Genomic DNA, 20,195 nt, shown 5'->3' on the forward strand with positions numbered 1-20,195 from the left:
GACGTGGGCGATCACCTAGGCTGAGCCGGTGGAGACTGAACAGCGCACGGTGGACGTCGGCGAGTTGACCTTCGACGTCACCGTGGGAGGACCCGAGCGGGGGCCGTGGGTGCTGCTGCTGCACGGATTCCCGGTGAACGGACAGTGTTACGACGCCGTCGTGCCCCGCCTACACGAGGCGGGTTTGCGGACGATCGTGCCGAATCAACGTGGCTACAGCCCCGGGGCGCGCCCGAGTGACGTGGACGCCTATCGCATCGACCATCTCGTCGCCGACGCCATCGGAATCCTCGACGCGATGAACGTGCACTACGCACTGCTCGTCGGCCACGACTGGGGTGGGCTGGTCGCCTGGCATCTGGCGTCGCGCTACCCCGACCGCTTCACCGGCTTCGTCGCGGTCTCCACCGGCCACCCCTCGGCCACCCGGGACTCCCTGGCCACCAGTGACCAGCGTGAGAGGTCGTCCTACATCAAGGATTTCATCGCCGACGGCGCCGAGGAGAAACTCCTGGCCCGGGACGGCGTGCTGCTGCGTCGCGCGGGGGTGACCGCCGAGGAACTCCAACCGCTCAAGGAGCCGGGCGCTCTGACCGCCGGACTCAATTGGTATCGGGCGAACTTCACCGGCGACATCGCCAAGAACATGGCGTGCGGTCCGGTCGAGATCCCGACGACCATGGTCTGGAGCGACGGCGATGCGGCTCTGGGACGCGAGCAGGCCGAGCGCAGTGGACGATATGCCTACTCCGACTTCAGGTTCTGTGTCCTGCCCGGCATCGACCACTGGATTCCGCAGAAGGCGCCGGCCGAGCTCGCCAGCGAGATCAGCCTGCGCTCGGCGGTGTTCTGAGGTCCGGGCACCGATCGGTACCCAGACCTCGGCCGGTCACGAGCGCCGCGTCACCAGTCCAGATCGAGGCCGAGTAGTGCGTTCTCCAGGACCTCGGGCATCGCCGGGTGAATCCAGTACTGACCGCGCGCCATCTCGGCTGCACCCAACCCAAAGGACATCGCCTGGATCACCGGCTGGATCACCGTGGGTGCCTGCGGGCCGATGATGTGGGCGCCCAACAGTTTTCCGGTACCCCGTTCGGCGATCAGTTTGCAGAACCCGGTGGTGTCCTCCATCGCCCAGCCATACGCGACGTCGCCGTAGGCCTGGACCTTGACGGTCACGTCCCAGCCGGCTTCGCGGGCCTGTGCCTCGGTGAGTCCGACCGCGGCGATCTGCGGGTGGGTGAACACCGCGGCGGGCACGTAACGGTGATCGAAGGACACCAGATCGCTTGCCTGCCAACCCTTCAGGAGATTGGCCTGCACGACGCGCTCTTCGTGGTTGGCGACGTGCTTGAGCTGATAGGGCGAGCTCACATCGCCCAACGCCCAGACCTTCGCCGCGTCGGTGCGCCCGTGCTCGTCGACGACGACCCGGCCGTCGTCGGACAACTCGAGTCCGATCGTCGCGAGTCCCAGCCGATCCCCGTTGGGCTCGCGGCCCACGGCGACCAGCAACACGTCGGCCTCCAGCGACGGGCCGTCTGCGGTATGCACCCGCACGCCGCCGCCGGGTAGGTTCTCCGCGCCGGTGACGGTGGTGTCGAGGTGTACATCCCAACGGTCCCGGGCGATTTCGGTGAATCGCTCGGAGATGGAATCGTCGAGTTTGCGCAGTAGCCGTGGTCCACGCGCGACGATCGTCACGTCGGTGCCCAACGCCCCGAAGACGTGGGCGAACTCCGCGGCGATGTAGCCGCTGCCCAGGATGATCATGCGTCGGGGCAACTCCTCGAGGCGCATGACGTCGTTGTTGGTGTGGTAGCGAACCCCGGAGGAGGCGATCACGTCGGGAATCGTCGCCCGCGACCCGGCGGCGATGACCACCTCGTCGGCGAGCACCACCGCGTCGTCGGTGACCAGACGGTATCGGCCGGCGTCGTCGCGGCCGTCGAACTCGACATGCGCGTCGTACACCGTGATGTTGTCGCAGTCCTCCACGCGATAGCGCTTGCCGCCCTCCGAGATCGGATCGATCCGCCCGAACACCCGCGACACGATCGCAGGCCAGTCGACCCCGGCGACGCGCGAGTCGACGCCGTACTTGCCGCCGTGCGCGGCGATCTCGGCGACCTCGGAGGAGTAGACGAACATCTTGGTCGGGATGCACCCGACATTCAGACAGGTGCCGCCGTAGACACCCTCCTCGAAGATGGCGATGCTGCGGTCGGCGAATCGCTCGTCGGGCAACGAATTCCCGCTGCCCGACCCGATGATCGCGAGATCGACATGTGCGGTGGTGGCGATGTCGGGCACGGGCCGGTCACCGTCCTTTCGTGGTGGTGGTGGGAACGTTGACAGTCCTCGCAAGCCAGGCATCGACCTCCCGGTAAGCCTGCTCGCGCGCATGCGCGACCGACAGGAAGACGTCATGGCGGGCGTCGGTGATCGGCACGGTGGTCACCCGATTGCCCAGTGATCCGCTCCACGCGGCGATCTGGGAGACGTCGAGGACGGCGTCGGCGGCATCGACCGCCGTCGAGTAGGTGCGGCTGAAATGTGTCTTGTCCGAACGCAGGACGAGCACCGGCACGCCCACGTCGATGCCGTGGTGCAGCCGGCGCTGCCCGGTGCGTACCGCATTGAGGAAGCCGAAGGTGACCGGGAAGCCGCCCATCGGCTTGCGCTCGAGGTCGTAACTCCACTCGCCGTTGGCACTGTCGTGCAGGCTCTCGCCGTACGCGGCCGAGAGTTCTTGGGGGATGACGGTTTTCGGCCGGACGGCGGCGACGGCCTTGATCAGCATGCTCACCGGATGGGTGCGCAGCAGTGCCTCGCCCTGCAGATCGAGCCACGGGCTGTTCAACATCAGCCCGGCGATGCGCCGGTGGCGCACGGAGCCGGTGCGCCGCAATCGATCCAGCCACAACGCGGCGATCAGACCGCCGGTGGAATGCGCGCCGATGATGATCGGTGTGTCGTCGCCGAGCTCGCCGACGATGAGGTCGACGGCCGCATCGAGTTCCTCGTCGTAGACCCGCAGATCGGTGGCGTAATGGGGCGTGTGGTGCGACTCGAGCGACCGGCCGCACTTGCGCAGATCGATCGCATAGAACGCATAGCCGAGATCGGCGAAGTGATCGGCGAGCGGCTGATGGAAGAAGTAGTCGGTGAACCCGTGGATGTAGAGCACCGCACCGTGCTCGGCGTGGCGATCGGCCGCCGGGCGTCGCACGAGCGTCGCGGTGATCGGATCCTCGTCGTCGGGATCGGGCCCGAGTGCGATGGTCGCCACCTCGTACCGATCGAGGAACCGGTCGGGCTGCCACTCGGGGCCGTCGGTGTTGATGGATTTCGGGTTGATGGATTTCGGGCTGGTGGACTTCTGGGTGGAGGACTTCGGTGAAGTGAGCTGATCGGCGCTGTCGGTACGGGCGCGGGAAGACGTCACGAATCCACTCTAGGCCGCTGGTGGGAGGTCCTCGTCGATGTCGCCCAGCCCACAGTTGCGCGGAGTGCTTGTGGCGGGGCGTCGCCGATGGGGGACAATGGCTGTCACGAGAGAGGGCGAGGGTCGTCCCGGCTGCGTGAATTGGGGTCCAGGTGTCTCAAACGGTGATCAAGACGGATGTGGCGTTGGTGGGCGCGGGCATCATGAGTGCGACGCTCGGTGCACTGTTGCGCCAGCTCGAACCCAGTTGGTCGATCAGTCTGTTCGAGCGGCTCGACGCCGCCGCTGCGGAGAGCAGCGACCCGTGGAACAACGCGGGTACCGGTCACTCGGCGCTGTGCGAGTTGAACTACACCCCCAAGACCGCCGACGGCGATGTCAACATCGACAAGGCGCTCAACATCAACGAGCAGTTCCAGATTTCCCGCCAGTTCTGGTCGCACGCCGTCGACAACGGCATCCTCACCTCGCCCGACGAGTTCATCAACCCCATCCCGCATGTGAGCTTCACCCACGGCCAGGCCGGTGTGGGCTACCTGCGCAAGCGCCACGAGCGGCTCTCGAGCCAGGTGCTGTTCGAGGGCATGGAATTCATCGACGATCCCAGCGAGTTCACCAAGCGGCTGCCGCTGATGTCGATCGGGCGCGACTTCTCCGATCCGGTCGCACTCAACTGGTTCACCGACGGCACCGACGTCGACTTCGGCGCGCTGACCCAGCAGCTGCTGAACTTCGTGAGTCAGGGCGGCGACATCCACTTCGGCCACGCCGTGACCAACCTCGACAAGCAGTCCGATGGCAGCTGGATCGTCAAGCTCAAGAACCGACGCACCGGCGAGAAGTGGTCGGTGCATGCGAAGTTCGTGTTCGTCGGCGCCGGCGGCGGGGCACTGCACCTGCTGCAGAAGTCGGGTATCGCCGAGGCCAAGGGATTCGGCGGGTTCCCGGTGTCGGGTGAGTTCTTCCGCTGCACCAACCCCGATCTCATCGACCAGCACCAGGCCAAGGTGTACGGCCAGGCGGCCGTCGGTGCGCCCCCGATGTCGGTGCCCCACCTCGACACCCGCGTCATCAACCACAAGAAGGGGTTGTTGTTCGGCCCGTATGCGGGGTGGTCGCCGAAGTTCCTCAAGAGCGGCAAGATCACCGATCTGCCCGCATCGGTCAAACCGGGCAACCTGATCCCGATGATGTCCATCGCGCCCAAGGAGTTCGGGCTGCTCAAATACCTGATCAGCGAACTGGCCGCGAGCCCGGCCGATCGGGTCAAGACGCTGCAGGAGTTCGTCCCGCGCGCACTCGGATCGGACTGGGAGCTGATCACCGCCGGGCAGCGCGTCCAGGTGATCCGCAAGACGGGTGCGGGCGGCTCGCTGGAATTCGGCACTGCCGTCGTCGCCGCCGGTGACGGCACGATCGCGGGTCTGCTCGGTGCGTCGCCCGGCGCGTCGACCGCGGTGCCCGCGATGCTCAACGTCCTCGAGCAGTGCTTCCCGACCGAGTACCGGTCGTGGACACCGAAGCTCACCGAGATGATCCCGTCGTTCGGCCAGAAGCTCTCCGACAACCCTGACCTGTTCCGGCAGGTGTGGGACTGGACCAGCGCGAGTCTGCAGCTGACCGGCAACGCACCGCTGATCACCGGCGACGACCCGGTGGCCACGACTGCGCGATGACCGAGGCCACGGCGGTCTGAGACAGGGCGGTCTGAGATAGTTGGCGACATCATGACGTCATCGAGCCCGCGTACCTACCGCCTGCAGTCCCGCCCGGCCGCCGACCTCGACGCCGCCACGCTCTACCGCATCCTGAGATTGCGGGTCGACGTGTTCGTCGTCGAGCAGGCGTGTCCGTATCCGGAGCTCGACGGCCGTGATCTCGAGCCGTCGACGCGACATTTCTGGTGCATACCCGATGACGGTGCCGGCGCGGACACCGTGGCCGCGTCGCTGCGACTGATGCAGGACGGGCTCGACGCCGACGGCCGACCCGAATTCCGGATCGGCCGGGTGTGCACCGAGCGGTCGCATCGGGGCGAGGGTCTGGCCGCCCGCCTGTTGTCGGCGGCTCTCGAGGAGGTCGGCGATCACGTGTGCCGCATCGAGGCCCAGACCTATCTGGCGCAGATGTACGCGGCGTTCGGCTTCCGCGCCGACAGTGACGAGTACCTCGAGGACGGCATCCCGCACGTGTCGATGATCCGGGCCGCCGGGAGCAGCCGGTGAGTGCCGAGACGGTGAGTTCAGAAACGGTGAGCCCGGAGACCGGCCTCGTCACCGCAGACCCGTCGTCACCTCCGGTGACCCGCTACCCCTTCACCGCGGTGGTGGGGCAGGACCGGCTCAAACTGGCCCTGATCCTCAGCGCCGTCTCGCCGGGCATCGGGGGTGTGCTGATCCGCGGGGAGAAGGGCACCGCGAAATCCACCATCGTGCGCGGACTCGGCCCCCTCATCGGCGAGGGGCAGACCGATCAGCAGGGTCGGGTCGTCGAGCTGCCGATCGGGGCCACCGAGGACAGGGTGATCGGGTCGCTGGATCTGACGCGGGTGCTCCGCGACGGCCGGGCCGAGTTCACGCCGGGGCTGCTCGCGCGCGCCGACGGCGGAGTGCTCTACATCGACGAGGTCAACCTGCTTGCCGATCATCTCGTCGACGTGTTGCTCGACGCGGCCGCGAGTGGTCGGGTCACGATCGAGCGTGACGGCGTCTCGCACACCCAGTCCGCCGACTTCGTCCTCGTCGGCACGATGAATCCCGAGGAGGGCGAACTCCGTCCGCAGTTGCTGGACCGCTTCGGACTGGCGGTCGACGTGAGCGCCGGCCGCGATGTGGACGAGCGAGTCGAGATCGTTCGTCGGCGGATGGCGTTCGACGCCGACCCCGATGCGTTCGCGGCCGCCTATTCCGCCGCAGAAGACGAACTGGCACAACAGATCGCACACGCCCGCCGACTCGTCGACGACGTGGAGTTGCCGACCGCGCAGCTACGACGGATCGCCGGTATCTGCGCGCACCTACAGGTCGACGGACTGCGCGGCGACATCGTGGTCGCGCGCACGGCAACGGCCCACGCCGCGTTGCGCGGCGCCTCGGAGGTCGACGCCGACGATGTTCGTGTGGCGGTGGAACTCGCACTGCCGCACCGGCGTCGGCGTAACCCGTTCGACGAGTCGGGTCTGGATGATCAGGAACTCGCCGACGCACTCGCGGCCGGTGACGATGCCGCGGGCCCGGACGACACCCCGGAACCGCCGGATGGCGGCGGGCCGGACGGGGATGCGCCGACGACCGACGGACCGGACGGGGACGGTCCGGTTGGGGCTGGACCGGATGGGGGCGGACCGGACGGTGCGGCAGCCGACCCCGCCGAATCACCCATGCCGACCGACGATTCGGCTCCCAGCGATCCGGCTGCCGATGGCTCGGCGTCCGGCGAGCCCGAATCCGACGCCTCGGGTCGGCCCACCCTGGGCCCGCGGCCGGGCGGTGTCTTCGGTGCGCCGACCGACTCGACGACCACGCCGCGCATGCGCAGGCTCACCGTCGCCGGGATCGGCGACGGTGAGCCGGGCCGTCGTTCGGCGGCGCGCAGCCGACGCGGATACACCGTCGCCGCAACGGAATTCGGTGCCGAAACACCGGTCCACCTGTTCGGCACGGTACTCAGCGCCGCCGGCCGGGGGGCCGAGGACGGACGCGTTCGGGTGCGCCGAGAGGACCTGCGCGGCGCCCATCGGATCGGGCAGGAGAGCAACCTCGTCGTCTTCGTCGTCGACCTGAGTGGATCGATGACCGCTCGCCGCAGGCTCGGCGTGGTCAGCGAGTTGTGTGTGGATCTGCTGCGCGACTCCTACACCCGACGGGATCGGGTGGCGGTGATTGTCGCGCGCGGTGCCCGCGCCGAACTGGTCGTCCCGCCGACCAAGTCGGTCGACATCGCCGTACGTCGGCTGTCGTCGGTCCGGACCGGTGGGCGGACCCCGCTGGCCGAGGGTCTGCTGGCCGCCGAGGAGCTGATCGCCCGTGGCCGCCGCATCGAACCCCAGCGACGTCCGCTGCTCGTGGTCCTGACCGATGGGCGCGCCACCGCCGGGCCGGATGCCGCGGTACGCGCGCGTGCCGCAGCCGCGTCGATCGCACGGCAGGGGATCGACGGCGTCGTCGTCGACTGCGAGCAGGGAATGGTGCGGCTGGGCCTGGCCGCCGATCTCGCCGCCCACCTGCGCGCCGACCTGATCCCGATGGACGACCTGGGGTTGGCGGCCCTGGGACGATCGGGCCGCCCGAGCGCCGCATCGGCGGCGCGGATCGGCAGTCCTGCAGCCTGAGCGCACACCGCCGCACACGTCCGCTCGGCCACATCGCCGCGCCGGACGTGACACCCTGGACGGACAACCGGATTCGATCGGCGAACAAGGAGAAGGCACGTGCCGCAAGGCGTCCCCACCGCGATACCCGATGACGGGCTCACCACCCGACAACGACGGAACATGCCGGTCCTGGCCGTGCACACCGGCGACGGCAAGGGCAAGTCGACGGCGGCATTCGGGATGGCGATGCGCGCATGGAACGCCGGCATGAAGGTGGCGGTGTTCCAGTTCGTCAAGAGCGCGAAATGGCGGGTCGGTGAGGAGTCGGCGCTGACCGCGCTCGGCGAGCTCCACGAATCCACCGGGCAGGGCGGGCCCGTCGAGTGGCACAAGATGGGACAGGGGTGGTCGTGGCTGCGCGCCAACACCGATGCCGCCGACGATCACGCCGCGGCCGCCCGCGCGGGGTGGGCGGAGATCGCGCGCCGGCTCGCCGCCGCCGAACACGATTTCTACGTCCTCGACGAGTTCACCTACCCGTTGCATTGGGGATGGATCGACACCGACGACGTCGTGACCGCGCTGCGGGAGCGACCCGGACGCCAGCACGTGGTGATCACCGGTCGCCGCGCCCCGCAGGCACTCATCGACTCCGCCGACCTCGTCACCGAGATGCACAAGATCACTCACCCCATGGATGCCGGACGCAAGGGGCAGAAGGGCATCGAGTGGTGACCGGCCCAGCCTCGATCCCCGCCGTGGTGATCGCCGCGCCCGCCTCGGGTAGCGGCAAGACCACGGTGACCACCGGCCTGATCGGGGCACTGCGGGCGGCCGGGCACCGCGTTGCTCCGTTCAAGGTCGGCCCCGACTACATCGACCCCGGCTACCATGCCCTGGCCGCCGGCCGGACCGGACGCAACCTCGACCCGAACCTCGTCGGCGCCGACCTCGTCGCGCCACTGTTCTCCTGGGGCACCCGAGGCGCCGACATCGCCGTCGTGGAGGGCGTGATGGGCCTGTTCGACGGTCGGATCACCGGCATCGGTGCCCACGGTTGCCACGAAGGCGACCGTGGCGATGACGTGGCGGGTGATCCCGACGGCGGCGACCCGAACGGGATCGGCTCCACCGCGCACGTCGCCGCCCTGATCGGCGCGCCGATCATCCTGGTCGTCGACGCCGCCGGGCACAGCCAGTCGCTGGCCGCGCTGCTGCACGGCTTCCTCGGCTTTTCTCCGACGGCCCGGATCGCCGGTGTCATCCTCAACCGGGTCGGCTCACCCCGTCACGAGGCGGTGCTGCGACAGGCGTGTCGTCGCGTCGGGCTCCCGGTCTTCGGTGTGCTGCACCGTGATCCGAGCCTCACGGTGCCCTCGCGTCACCTCGGGCTCATCCCGGCCGCCGAACGCAGTGCCGACGCGGTGGCCGCGGTGGCTGCGATGACCGCGACCGTGTCGGCGGGTCTGGACGTCCCCGCGATCGTCGCCGCCGCGCGTACCCGCACCGCACCGTCGCCGCCGGCGTGGTCGCCCGAGGACACGCTGGCCGAGGTGGCCGGCCCCACCGATCCGCCCGCGGCCAAGCCGATCATCGCGGTCGCCGCCGGCGCGGCGTTCACCTTCGGGTATGCCGAACACACGGAGATGCTGCGGGCCGCGGGCGCCGAGACCGTCGACGTCGACCCACTGACCGATCGGCTACCCGAGGGGACCTCCGGCCTCGTCCTCGGAGGTGGGTTCCCCGAGGAACACGCCGCGGAGCTGTCGTCGAACACAGGTCTGCGCGACGACATCGATACGCTCGCCCGGTCCGGTGGGCCGATTCACGCCGAATGCGCCGGACTTCTGTATCTGTGTCGCGAACTCGACGGGTATCCGATGGCCGGGGTGATCGACGGAGTCGGTCGGTTCGGTCCGCGCCTGACCCTCGGCTACCGCGACGCGGTCGCCGTCGCCGACTCGGTGCTGTACCCGGCGGGCAGCCGGGTCACCGGCCACGAATTCCATCGGTCGACCGTCGAACTCGTTGCGGCGCAACCTGCCTGGGCGTGGCGTGACGGGGCGGGCCGACCGGCCGCCGACGGCATCGGGGCGGGCTCGGTCCACGCGTCGTACCTGCACGTGCATCCGGTGGCCGTGCCGCGAGCGATCCTCCGGTTCGTTCGGGCCGCCGATCGGCGCGCAGCACAACGGGTCTCGCCGAGTGTGCCTCCGGCGACCCGGCCCCACGCGCCGCACATCGCCACCCGGCGACGAGAGGAGAGCAGCCATGCCGGCCCATGAGGTGACCAAGGCGCTCGACGCACTCGCGTCGCACGGCGTCGACAACCCCGACATCCTGCGGGATCTGCTCGAGGCGGTGCTGCTCGTCGGGCAGGGGCTCGAACTCGACCATGCGCTGCAGCGCATCGTGGAGGTCGCGGTCGGTGTGGTCGACGCCCAGTACGGCGCCCTCGGTGTCCGCGGCCCCGACGGCGGCCTCAGCGAATTCGTGTGGACCGGGATCACGCCGCAGCAACGGGCGCTGATGGGGGCATTGCCGGTCGGTCGCGGCGTGCTCGCGGTGCTGATGGACGACCCACATGTGCTGCGGATTCCCGATCTCGCGAAACATCCTGCGTCGGTGGGATTCCCGCCGCATCATCCGCCGATGACCACCTTCCTCGGTGCCCCGGTGATCATCCGCGGTTCGATCTACGGTCGGATCTATCTGACCGAGAAACGTGGCGGTGGCGGGTTCTCCGAACTCGACGAGACACTCGTCGCGGTCCTCGCGGTGGCCGCCGGGATCGCCGTCGACAACGCGCAACTGTTCGAGCGCGCCCGCACGCGACACCGGTGGATGCAGATCCTGGTGCGTCGCGGGTCCGAGCCGCTCGCCGGAATCGCGTTGTCGGACACCCTGTCCCGCATGTGCTCGGATGTGCGCGAACTCGTCGGTGCCGTCGACGTGTACCTGATCACCGACGAAGAGGGCGAACTGGCGGTGGAGGGCGCCACCCGCGCCGGACTCGATCCGACCGTACTGAAGGTGCCGTCCTCGTCGGAGATGACGGTGCTGCCCGCCGACGAGGTGGGCCCGGACCTGACCGCCCGGGGTGCGCGATGGGTGACACTGCAGCCGCTGCACCGGGTGTCGGGGACCTTCGGGTGGGTGGTCATCACCTCCGAACGCAAGCCGTTCTGGGAGGAAGAGGAGATCTCGGGTCTCGCCGGTGTGGCCGAAATCGTGTCCCTGGCCGTCGTGTACGCCGAACAGCAACAGATGGCGCGCGATCTCGAGGTTCTCGAGGATCGCCATCGGATCGCACGCGACCTCCACGATCACGTCATCCAGCGGCTGTTCGCCATCGGCATGTCGGTGCAGACCCTGCAGGCGGCCCGGGAGAACGGGGCCTGCTCGGTCGACGACTCGGTCAGCAACCGGCTCGATCAGGTGATGACCGACCTCGATCGGACCATCGCGCAGATCCGCACCTCGATCTTCGACCTGCAGACCGTCTCCGGTCACCACGACACCTCGACGCTGCGCCGACGCGTGCTCGACATCGTCTCCGAGTTGTCGGCCCACGCGCCGATCGCACCGAGTGTGCAGTTCGTCGGCCCGGTCGACACCGTCGTGCCCGACACACTCGGTCCGCACATCGACGCGGTGCTGCGCGAGGGTTTGTCGAATGCACTGCGACACTCCGGTGCCGAACACATCTCGGTGTCGGTCAGCGCCGACGACGTCCTGCGGGTGGAGATCAGCGACGACGGCGTGGGCATCGACAAGTCGGTCACCTATCGCGGACTGGCCAACCTCACCCGTCGCGCCGAGGAGTGCGACGGGACCTTCGACATCGACACCCGGGGCGGCACACCCCACGGCCACGGCGGCACGACGCTGACCTGGTCGGTGCCACTGACCCCCTCCTGAGGGTGCGTGCCGATCAGGCCTTGCCGTCGCGGATCTTGGTGGCCATCACCGCGACCTGGGTGCGGCGCTGCATGTCGAGCTTGGCCAGGATGCGTGAGACGTAATTCTTGATGGTCTTCTCCGCGAGGAACATCTTCTGTGCGATCTGCCGATTGGTCAGACCGTCGCCGATCAGGTTGAAGACCTCACGTTCCTGATGGGTCAGCTCCGCGAGCGGATCGGCCTGCGATTTTCCGTCCCGGATCTTGGCCAGCAGGGCCGCGGTGCTGCGGTCGTCGAGCAGCGATCCGCCGCGCCCGACGGTGCGAACCGCGGCCACCAGGTTGCGGCCGAGGATCTGTTTGAGCACGAAACCCGATGCGCCGGCGAGCACCGCGGCGAGCAACGCGTCGTCGTCGGCATAGCTGGTCAGCATCAGGCAGCGCACCGACGGTTCGGCGGCGCGCACGTCACGACAGAGCTCCACACCGTTGCCATCGGGCAGCCGGACGTCGAGGACGGCGACGTCGGGTCGGGCGGCGAGGATGCCCACCCGCGCCTCGGCCACGGTCGCCGCCTCACCGACCACCTCGATGTCCTCGGCGGTGCCGAGCAGATCACGTAGTCCGCGGCGGACGAGCTCGTGGTCGTCGACGAGAAAAACCCGCACGGGATGTTCGGGACCGGCGTCGGATCGCTCCGCGGCGGTCGGGTTGTCGGGTGTCGGTGCGGCGGGGGTGGCCTGGGGTGGGCGCGGGTCTGTGGCCATGACACGAAATTACCGCACCCGACGCCGAAGAACGCGACGTCGGTCCCCACTCATCCGGGACCTTCGGCTCACGTGGGACTGGTGAGGTTTCGCAAGAGTGGAACCCACGGGTACGCGAATCGCCAACTTAGGAGCTGCGAAGTGACAACCCTCATCGGATCCGCAAGCGACACCGGGATGACCGGGTCGGACCTGCTGCGCGAACTGCTGCCGGTCTGTGAGGCCGAAGTCGAGCGTCATATGAAGATGACCAAGGACTGGCATCCGCACGATTACGTTCCGTGGGACAACGGTCGCAACTTCGCCGCGCTCGGTGGCCTCGACTGGGACCCCGATCAGTCGAAGCTGTCCGAGGTCGCCAAGGCCGCGATGATCACCAACCTGCTCACCGAGGACAACCTGCCCTCCTATCACCGGGTCATCGCCGAGAACTTCACCCTCGACGACGCGTGGGGCTTCTGGGTGGGGCGCTGGACCGCCGAGGAGATGCGGCATTCGACGGTGATGCGTGACTACCTCGTCGTCACCCGAGGCGTGGATCCCGTTGAACTCGAAGAGATCCGCCTGCAACACATGACGCACGGATTCAATCCGCTGCCCGAGGACGACGGCCAGCGCGACCACAGCTTCGACATGCTCTTCGCGGTCAGTTACGTCAGCTTTCAGGAACTCGCGACACGTGTGAGCCACCGCAACACCGGCAAGGCCTGCGGCGACCCCATCGCCGATCGCATGCTGCAGCGCGTGGCCGCCGACGAGAACCTGCACATGCTCTTCTACCGCAACATCGTCGCCGGTGCGCTCGACCTCGTTCCCGATCAGGCGATGTGTGCGATCTACGGCATCGTGTCGAACTTCCAGATGCCCGGTGCCACCATGCCCAACTTCCGCCGCAACGCCGTCCTGATCGCCAAGGGCGGTATCTACGATCTCCCGCAACACCTTTCGGAGGTGGTGATGCCGGTGCTGCGCAAGTGGCGCATCTTCGAGCGCGACGACTTCGGCCCGCTCGGCCAGATGTATCGGGACAAGCTCGCCGAGTATCTCCAGGAGATGAGCGTCAAGGTCGAGAAGTTCGAACGCGCCCGCGAGCGCGCCCTCGAACGCGAAGAGCGCAAGGCCAGGGCCGGCGCATGACGGTGATCGACAACCCGCGGAACCTGTTGGCCGACACCGGCGATGGCTGCGGGCAGTGTTGCGGGTCGTGCGACTCGGCGCCGTCGGCGCCCGATGTGCCGGACGGCTTCGACGCGGCCATCGCGATGGCCGAGGCCGCCGCAAGCCACAATCCGACGTGGTGGAACGAGATTCGGGCCCACGCAGCGGACCCGGCGGCGGGGGAGTACTGCAGTTCGGTGTTGCTCGGAGCGCTGCTCGAGGCGGCGGCGCACCGTCTCGGTGTGCCGGCGGCCGATGTCTGGGCGCACATCCGACGAACCGGCGAACTCCCCCTGTGACCGATCCCACCGGGTGAACGACGAGTCCGCCGGCCCCGGTGGAACACCGGTCGTACCCCGGGAGATCTGAGCGCTGCCGATCGGCGCGCAGTCGGTACGGTTCTTCTCATGTCTGCAGCCGCACACCCCGGATCGGGCCATCCGCACTATCTGTCGGGTCTGGACCTGATGGGCCGCAAGGTAGTCCTGGTCGGCGGGGGATCGGTGGCCCAGCGACGCCTGCCGAATCTGGTGGCGTGCGGGGCCGAGGTCCATGTGGTGGCCCTCGAGCCGACTCCGGCGGTCGAATCGTTCGCCGGCATCACCCTGCACCGGCGGGCCTACGCCGACGGTGACCTCGACGGTGCCTGGTATGCGATGGCCTGCACCGATGACCCCGAGGTGAACGCCGCGGTGGTGGCCGAGGCGGAGCGTCGGCACACGTTCTGTGTGCGCGCCGACGACGCCCGGTTCGGCACCGCGGTAACCCCGGCCTCCGGTCGGCACCGAGACGTCCAGTTCGGGGTTATCGCCGGCGGTGATCACAAGTTGTCGGCGGCCCTGCGCGCGGCGATCGGCCGGGCGCTGGCCGACGGCGATCTCCAGGTCGACGAGGCCCCGCACCCGCCCGGCGTGGCGCTGGTGGGCGGCGGCCCCGGCGACCCCGACCTCATCACGGTCCGCGGATTGCGGTTGTTGATGGCCGCGGACGTGGTCGTCGCCGATCGACTCGCACCGCCGGAGCTGCTGGCGGCGTTGGGACCGCAGGTCGAGATCATCGACGCCGCGAAGGTCCCGTACGGACGGGCGATGAAGCAGGAAGCCATCAACGATGTCCTCGTCGCGAAGGCGAAGGAGGGCAAGTTCGTCGTGCGGTTCAAGGGTGGCGACCCCTACGTCTACGGTCGCGGCTTCGAGGAATTACAGGCGTGTGTGGCCGCGGGGGTCCCGGTGTCGGTGGTCCCGGGCATCGCCAGTCCCATCTCGGTGCCCTCGGCCGCGGGTATCCCGGTGACGCATCGCGGTGTGACACACGAGGTGGTCATCGTGTCGGGCCATGTGGCGCCCGATCACCCCGACTCGCTGACCGATTGGTCGGCGCTCGCGCGACTGCGCGGCACTCTCGTGCTGATGATGGCGGTGGAGCGGGTGGAGAAGTTCGCGCAGGCGCTGCTGTCCGGCGGGCGCCCCGGCGACACGCCGGTCGCGATGATCGAGAACGGCTCGCTACCCACGCAGCGAGTGCTCCGCACCGATCTCGCGCACGCCGCGGACACCGCGCAGAGCGAGGGGCTGCGCCCGCCGGCGATCGTCGTCATCGGCGACGTGGCGGGCTTCACCGACGCCGATGACGTGCTCGCGTTCACCTGACACACCGCCGACCGGGTGCGCCCACGTGCCACCTGGTGGACGGCGATACGTCAACGGGGATTGGCATAGTCGAGCCCGTCGGCGGTAGCGTCGACCGGTATGTCGACATTCTCGGCGTCGAGCGATGCCACCACGGCGCCGTCGGACCAGTACCGGCCGGTGTTCGGTCTGGCGATCCTGGTGCTGTCGGGGATGCAACTGCTGATGGTGCTCGACGGCACCGTCGCCGCGCTTGCCCTGCCGCGTATCCGCGACAGCCTTTCCCTGAGCGAGTCGTCGGCGAACTGGGTCATCACCAGCTACGTCCTGGCCTTCGGTGGGCTGATGCTCCTCGGTGGCCGTCTCGGCGACGCCTTCGGCCGCAAACGGATGTTCATCCTCGGCGTGGCCGCGTTCACCGCGACCTCCCTGCTGTGCGGGTTGGCCTGGAACGAGGAGAGTCTGGTCATCGGCCGAGCGCTGCAGGGCGCCTCGGCGGCCATTGCCGCACCGACCGCGATGGCGCTGGTCGCGACGACCTTCGCACCCGGGAAACCGCGTAGCCAGGCCTTCGCGATCTACGCCGCGATGACCGGTGTGGGATCGGTCGCCGGCCTCATCCTGGGCGGCGTGCTGACCCAGATCTCCTGGCGCCTGGTCTTCCTGATCAATGTCCCGATCGGACTCGCGGTGGTGGTGGGCGCGCTGTTCGCCCTGCGCGAGTCGCAGGGGGAGCGGATGCCCCTCGATGTCCCCGGTGCGGTACTGGCCACGCTGGGCTGCACCTTGCTGGTGCTCGCGGTCAGCGACGGCCCGAACGGGTGGGACAGGCCCATCGTCGTCGGGTCGTTCATCCTGGGCGGGCTGGCGTTGGTCGCCTTCATCGTCTGGGAGCGACGCGCGGCCAATCCGATCCTGCCGCTGCGACTGTTCGACAACCGCAGCCGGGTCGCGGCGCTCGGTGCGATCCTGCTGGCCAGCATGATCATGATGTGCATGGCGGTGTTCATCTCGCTGTACCTGCAGGGAATCCTCAAGTACACGCCGATCCAGAGTGGTCTGGCGGTGGTGCCGTTCGCGGTGGGCCTCGGGGTGGCCGCGGCGATCGCCTCCAAACTCGCCCTGATGATCCAGCCGCGCTGGCTGGTGCTCGTTGGTGGTGCCGTCATCCTCGCCGGTTGCCTGTACGCGTCGTCGATCGCCACCGAGATGCCCAGCTATTTCCCGAGCATCGCGATCCCGGTCGTGGTGATCGGATTCGGCGTCGGCCTCGCCGTCATCCCGCTGACCCTGTCGGTGATCGCCGGGGTCGAGCCGACCGAGATCGGTCCGCTCACCGCGCTCGCGCAGGTCGCCCAAAATCTCGGCGGCGCCGTCGGACTCGTCGTGGTCGGGGCGATGGTCACCTCCCGCGCGCTCTCGCAAGGGGGCACCACCGCGCCGGTGGAAACGATGAACGCCACCCAGCTCGCCGCTCAGGCTGATGGCTACGGCCTGGGATTCGCGTGTTGCGCGGGGATAGCGGTCGTCGCGGCCGTCGTCGTCCTGTTCATGCGGTTCACCCCCGAAGAGGTTGCCGAGGGGCAGGCGGCGCAGGAAGCCGCCAACGCCACCCTCGACGTCGACGACGTGAGTTCGAGGCAGTCGTAGCCGGACGTCGTCAGCGTGCCGGGCGCACCGAGATCTTCTGCGGTCCGGTGACGATCAGTTCGACCCCGTGACCGATCAGGCGAAGTCGCGACAGTTCGGGGTGCATCACCCACCCGTCGGCCGCGTAGGTCAGGCCGGCTTGTAACTCGGTCGGCGGCGCACCCCAGCGCGCGGTCCACGTGCGCACACCACCGGCGTCGTGCAGCGCGCCTCCGATGAAGATCTGTGGTGTCGTCTCGAACCATCGGCCCCAGATGTGAACGTGCTCGCCGTCGATCCTGAGGAAGACATTGCCGCCCAGCGCGGTCGCGACATGCTCGTCGGACCAACGGCGCACCATCCGCAGGCTCGAGCGCGGGCCGTCGTAGATGCCCGGATGCACCGCGTCCATCGTCAACGCGTCGCGGATCTCGTCGGCGTCGCGAACCAGGACCAGGGTGGTCATCGGGGGATGATCGGCACCCAACCAGGCACGATCGCAACTGATCGCCACCGGCAGATGGGCGCCGAGGGCGGTCCCGCCCACGGTGGTCAACACGTCGAGGACGGTCTCCGCGCGCTCCGGACCGGGGGTCCGGTCGAAGGTCACGGTGTCGGGGGACACGGCGACGTCGACACCGGGCCACCGCTGCACGAAGGCGTCGAGGTTCTCGTGCGCGAACGGTTCGTCGCGCATGTCGCGGGTGCGCGGATCGATATTGCACACGAACATCGGCTCGGACATGACCGCCACTATAGTTAACACGGCAAACGTTAACGCGAATGTGGGGCCCTAGTCCGTGATCACCACGATCTCGTCGGCTCGCGCGATCTCCACACGTTGCCCCGCATCGGCGAGGACCGCGGCCAGCGCATTGACGTCACGCACCGTGCGACGTGTGCGCACCAATTCGCGGGCAATCAGGCCTTTGTAGTGTTTGTTGAAGTGGCTCACCACTTTTCGGCTGCCATCGGCGGCCTCGGTCACCACCGTCGCGGTGATCGCCCCGGACACCGGGCCGAGTTGCTGATAAATCCCCGATCGCAGGTCGACGACGAGGTCGTCGACGGTGTCGAGGGCGCATGAGAGCTCCGGCTTCCAGACCGACGCCAACGTCGGGAGTCCGGGGAGCTTCGAGCCCCCGGAGAGTCGGTAGGCCGGGATCGGATCGGTCGAGCGCACGACGCCGAACAGTGCCGAGCCGATAGCGAGCCGGTCGGCAGCCTTGGCCTTGCCCGCACGGGTCAGCCCGCGGTGATCGAGAGCGTCGTAGAGGACACCGGTGTAGCGCTCGATGGCCGGGCGTGTCGGCGAGTGCCACAGGTCGGCGTTGCGGTCGACCTCGGCGAGCTGGGTCTTGCCCAACCCGAGTGCGTCACGGCTCGCGTCGAGGTCGGCGGACAGCTCGACGAGTGCGTCGGCGAGGCGCTTGCGGATGGGGGTGAGCTCGGTGAACCACAGGGCGTCGAGGTTCAGCGGTGGACCGTCGCCACCATCGGATTTCGTCTCGGAGGGCGGCAGGATGACAAGCACCGCAACACTGTATCGACCGCGCCGGGCGGGCCGGGGAAACCGGGTCGCGGGCCCGACTAGACTTCTGACCCGTGATCACACGCATGTCGAATCTGTTCCTGCGGACGCTGCGCGACGACCCGGCCGACGCCGAGGTCCCCAGCCACAAGCTGTTGGTCCGTGCCGGCTACGTGCGGCGAGCCGCACCCGGCGTCTACAGCTGGTTGCCGCTGGGACTGCGGGTGCTCAAGGCGGTCGAGCAGGTGGTGCGCGAGGAGATGAACGCCATCGGCGCCCAGGAGATCCTGCTGCCCGCGTTGCTGCCGCGTGATCCCTACGAGGAGACCGGCCGCTGGACCGAGTACGGCGATGCGCTGTTCCGCCTCAAGGACCGCAAGGGCGCCGACATGTTGCTCGGCCCGACCCACGAGGAACTCTTCACCCAGCTGGTCAAGGGGGAGTACTCCTCCTACAAGGATCTGCCGGTCATCCTGTATCAGATCCAGACCAAATACCGCGACGAGGAGCGGCCGCGCGCCGGGATCCTCCGTGGCCGCGAGTTCGTGATGAAGGACTCCTACTCGTTCGACCTCGACGACGACGGACTCAAGTCCAGCTATCACGCCCACCGCGAGGCCTATCAGAAGATCTTCGCCCGCCTCGGGGTGCGCTATGTGATCGTCGCCGCCACCTCCGGCGCGATGGGCGGCAGCGCGTCCGAGGAGTTCCTCGCCGAGAGCGAGGTCGGTGAGGACACCTTCGTCCGATGCCCGGAATCGGGCTACGCCGCCAATGTCGAGGCCGTCATCACCCCTGCGGCGCAACCCATCCCGTTCGACGGGTTGCCGCCGGCAAAGGTGCACCGGACGCCCGACACCCCGACCATCGACACCCTGGTGGCCTGGGCCAATGCGACTCTCGAGGGAACGTTCACCGCCGCGGACACCCTCAAGAACGTGATGGTCAAGGTCCGCGAACCCGGCGGTGACTGGGAACTCCTCGGTGTGGGGGTTCCCGGGGATCGGGAGGTTGACTTCAAGCGCCTCGAGGCCTCGCTGGAGCCCGCCGAGGTCGAGTTGCTCACCGATGCCGACTTCGCCGCCAACCCGTTCCTCACCAAGGGCTACATCGGGCCGAAGGGATTGGCGGCCAACGGGGTTCGCTTCCTCGTCGATCCGCGCATCGGCGACGGATCGTCGTGGATCACCGGAGCCGACGAACCGAACCATCACGTGGTGGGATTGGTGGCCGGCCGAGACTTCACGCCCGACGGCACCATCGAGGCCGCCGAGGTGCGTGACGGCGACCCGTCGCCGGACGGCAAGGGTGAGCTGGTGAGCGCCAAGGGCATCGAGATCGGCCACATCTTCCAGCTCGGCCAGAAGTACACCAACGCCTTCGAGGTCGACGTCCTCGGCGAGAACGGCAAGCCCGTGCGCCTGACGATGGGGTCCTACGGCGTCGGTGTGTCCCGGCTCGTCGCGGTGCTGGCCGAACAATGGCATGACGACAAGGGGCTGCGGTGGCCGCGCGCGGTCACGCCGTTCGACGTACACCTGGTCATCGCGAACAAGGATCAGGCGGCAATCGACGGTGCGCAGGCACTGGCCGCCGACCTCGATGCCGCGGGCCTCGAGGTACTGCTCGACGACCGCAAGGCCTCACCGGGGGTCAAGTTCAAGGACGCCGAATTGCTGGGTATGCCAACGGTTGTCGTCGTCGGGCGCGGCTACGCCAACGGGGTCGTCGAGGTGCGCGACCGCTTCTCCGGGGACTCGGTGGAGGTGGCGGTGGCCGAAGCGGTCGACGCCATCACCGCCACCGTCCGCGGCTGAGGG

The 20,195-nt window shown here is 68.5% G+C and carries 17 protein-coding genes; 12 read left to right on the forward strand and 5 right to left on the reverse strand.

What is annotated here, in order from left to right:
* Positions 1–49: 49 nt before the first annotated feature.
* Entirely contained in the window at positions 50–853 is an 804-nt protein-coding gene (locus J6U32_RS14220) for an alpha/beta fold hydrolase (RefSeq protein ID WP_208796120.1), read from the forward strand.
* 50 nt (positions 854–903) lie between these two features.
* Here J6U32_RS14220 and J6U32_RS14225 read toward each other — a convergent pair whose 3' ends face one another.
* Complete coding sequence (locus J6U32_RS14225) at positions 904–2,313, reverse strand: mycothione reductase (protein ID WP_425324132.1); 1,410 nt, start codon at positions 2,311–2,313, stop codon at positions 904–906.
* A 7-nt stretch (positions 2,314–2,320) separates the two neighbouring features.
* Positions 2,321–3,448: an alpha/beta hydrolase gene (locus J6U32_RS14230; protein ID WP_208790922.1), complete on the reverse strand. Its 1,128-nt coding sequence runs from the start codon at positions 3,446–3,448 to the stop codon at positions 2,321–2,323.
* A gap of 152 nt (positions 3,449–3,600) precedes the next feature.
* On the opposite strand from J6U32_RS14230, the gene mqo reads away from it, so the two are divergent.
* From mqo to J6U32_RS14260, 6 genes are all read left to right on the forward strand, one after another.
* Complete coding sequence (gene mqo, locus J6U32_RS14235; protein ID WP_208790923.1) at positions 3,601–5,124, forward strand: malate dehydrogenase (quinone); 1,524 nt, start codon at positions 3,601–3,603, stop codon at positions 5,122–5,124.
* Positions 5,125–5,175: 51 nt separating this feature from the next.
* Positions 5,176–5,673, forward strand: a complete 498-nt coding sequence (locus J6U32_RS14240; protein WP_208790924.1) for a GNAT family N-acetyltransferase — start codon at positions 5,176–5,178, stop codon at positions 5,671–5,673.
* Positions 5,674–5,699: 26 nt separating this feature from the next.
* Complete coding sequence (locus J6U32_RS14245) at positions 5,700–7,778, forward strand: VWA domain-containing protein (protein ID WP_208796122.1); 2,079 nt, start codon at positions 5,700–5,702, stop codon at positions 7,776–7,778.
* Positions 7,779–7,877: 99 nt separating this feature from the next.
* Positions 7,878–8,495: a cob(I)yrinic acid a,c-diamide adenosyltransferase gene (cobO, locus tag J6U32_RS14250; RefSeq protein WP_208790925.1), complete on the forward strand. Its 618-nt coding sequence runs from the start codon at positions 7,878–7,880 to the stop codon at positions 8,493–8,495.
* Positions 8,489–10,045 carry a cobyrinate a,c-diamide synthase gene (locus tag J6U32_RS14255; RefSeq protein ID WP_208790926.1) on the forward strand — a complete coding sequence of 519 codons (1,557 nt, stop codon included), beginning with the start codon at positions 8,489–8,491 and terminating at the stop codon, positions 10,043–10,045. The genes cobO and J6U32_RS14255 overlap by 7 nt, the downstream gene beginning before the upstream one ends.
* The gene (locus J6U32_RS14260; protein ID WP_208790927.1) at positions 10,032–11,681 is read left to right on the forward strand and encodes a GAF domain-containing sensor histidine kinase; all 1,650 of its coding nucleotides are present in this window, start codon (positions 10,032–10,034) and stop codon (positions 11,679–11,681) included. Before J6U32_RS14255 ends, J6U32_RS14260 begins: the two co-directional genes overlap by 14 nt.
* Positions 11,682–11,694: 13 nt before the next feature.
* On the opposite strand, the gene J6U32_RS14265 is transcribed toward J6U32_RS14260, so the two are convergent.
* Positions 11,695–12,429: a response regulator gene (locus J6U32_RS14265; protein WP_244331961.1), complete on the reverse strand. Its 735-nt coding sequence runs from the start codon at positions 12,427–12,429 to the stop codon at positions 11,695–11,697.
* 141 nt (positions 12,430–12,570) lie between these two features.
* Between J6U32_RS14265 and J6U32_RS14270 the strand changes: the two genes are divergently transcribed.
* The 4 genes from J6U32_RS14270 to J6U32_RS14285 all read left to right on the forward strand — a co-directional run bounded on the left by J6U32_RS14270 (position 12,571) and on the right by J6U32_RS14285 (position 16,865).
* On the forward strand, positions 12,571–13,566 hold the full coding sequence (locus J6U32_RS14270) for an acyl-ACP desaturase (RefSeq protein WP_208790928.1): 996 nt from the start codon (positions 12,571–12,573) through the stop codon (positions 13,564–13,566).
* On the forward strand, positions 13,563–13,886 hold the full coding sequence (locus tag J6U32_RS14275; RefSeq protein ID WP_208790929.1) for a hypothetical protein: 324 nt from the start codon (positions 13,563–13,565) through the stop codon (positions 13,884–13,886). Before J6U32_RS14270 ends, J6U32_RS14275 begins: the two co-directional genes overlap by 4 nt.
* Positions 13,887–13,994: 108 nt before the next feature.
* On the forward strand, positions 13,995–15,236 hold the full coding sequence (gene cobA, locus J6U32_RS14280; RefSeq protein ID WP_208790930.1) for a uroporphyrinogen-III C-methyltransferase: 1,242 nt from the start codon (positions 13,995–13,997) through the stop codon (positions 15,234–15,236).
* 99 nt (positions 15,237–15,335) lie between these two features.
* Complete coding sequence (locus tag J6U32_RS14285; RefSeq protein ID WP_208790931.1) at positions 15,336–16,865, forward strand: DHA2 family efflux MFS transporter permease subunit; 1,530 nt, start codon at positions 15,336–15,338, stop codon at positions 16,863–16,865.
* Between the two features lie 10 nt (positions 16,866–16,875).
* Here the strand turns inward: J6U32_RS14285 and J6U32_RS14290 are convergent, their stop codons facing one another.
* Together J6U32_RS14290 and yaaA are read right to left on the reverse strand one after the other, a co-directional pair.
* Positions 16,876–17,589 carry a hypothetical protein gene (locus J6U32_RS14290; RefSeq protein ID WP_244331964.1) on the reverse strand — a complete coding sequence of 238 codons (714 nt, stop codon included), beginning with the start codon at positions 17,587–17,589 and terminating at the stop codon, positions 16,876–16,878.
* Positions 17,590–17,637: 48 nt separating this feature from the next.
* A complete protein-coding gene (yaaA, locus tag J6U32_RS14295) occupies positions 17,638–18,378 on the reverse strand; it encodes a peroxide stress protein YaaA (protein ID WP_208790933.1) in 741 nt (246 codons plus the stop codon).
* 83 nt (positions 18,379–18,461) lie between these two features.
* Between yaaA and J6U32_RS14300 the strand changes: the two genes are divergently transcribed.
* The gene (locus J6U32_RS14300) at positions 18,462–20,192 is read left to right on the forward strand and encodes a proline--tRNA ligase (RefSeq protein WP_208796124.1); all 1,731 of its coding nucleotides are present in this window, start codon (positions 18,462–18,464) and stop codon (positions 20,190–20,192) included.
* The last annotated feature ends 3 nt before the right edge of the window (positions 20,193–20,195 follow it).

It is taken from the genome of Gordonia polyisoprenivorans (assembly GCF_017654315.1).
In the GTDB taxonomy this organism is placed as follows: Bacteria; Actinomycetota; Actinomycetes; order Mycobacteriales; family Mycobacteriaceae; genus Gordonia; species Gordonia polyisoprenivorans_A.

Bases quoted from the DNA above. Each gene is read 5' to 3' on its own strand.
- J6U32_RS14285 (WP_208790931.1), top strand. From the start codon at position 15,336: ATGTCGACATTCTCGGCGTCGAGCGATGCCACCACGGCGCCGTCGGAC.
- cobA (WP_208790930.1), top strand. From the start codon at position 13,995: ATGTCTGCAGCCGCACACCCCGGATCGGGCCATCCGCACTATCTGTCG.
- J6U32_RS14275 (WP_208790929.1), top strand. From the start codon at position 13,563: ATGACGGTGATCGACAACCCGCGGAACCTGTTGGCCGACACCGGCGAT.
- J6U32_RS14265 (WP_244331961.1), bottom strand. From the start codon at position 12,429: ATGGCCACAGACCCGCGCCCACCCCAGGCCACCCCCGCCGCACCGACA.
- J6U32_RS14240 (WP_208790924.1), top strand. From the start codon at position 5,176: ATGACGTCATCGAGCCCGCGTACCTACCGCCTGCAGTCCCGCCCGGCC.
- J6U32_RS14260 (WP_208790927.1), top strand. From the start codon at position 10,032: ATGCCGGCCCATGAGGTGACCAAGGCGCTCGACGCACTCGCGTCGCAC.
- J6U32_RS14290 (WP_244331964.1), bottom strand. From the start codon at position 17,589: ATGTCCGAGCCGATGTTCGTGTGCAATATCGATCCGCGCACCCGCGAC.
- J6U32_RS14300 (WP_208796124.1), top strand. From the start codon at position 18,462: ATGTCGAATCTGTTCCTGCGGACGCTGCGCGACGACCCGGCCGACGCC.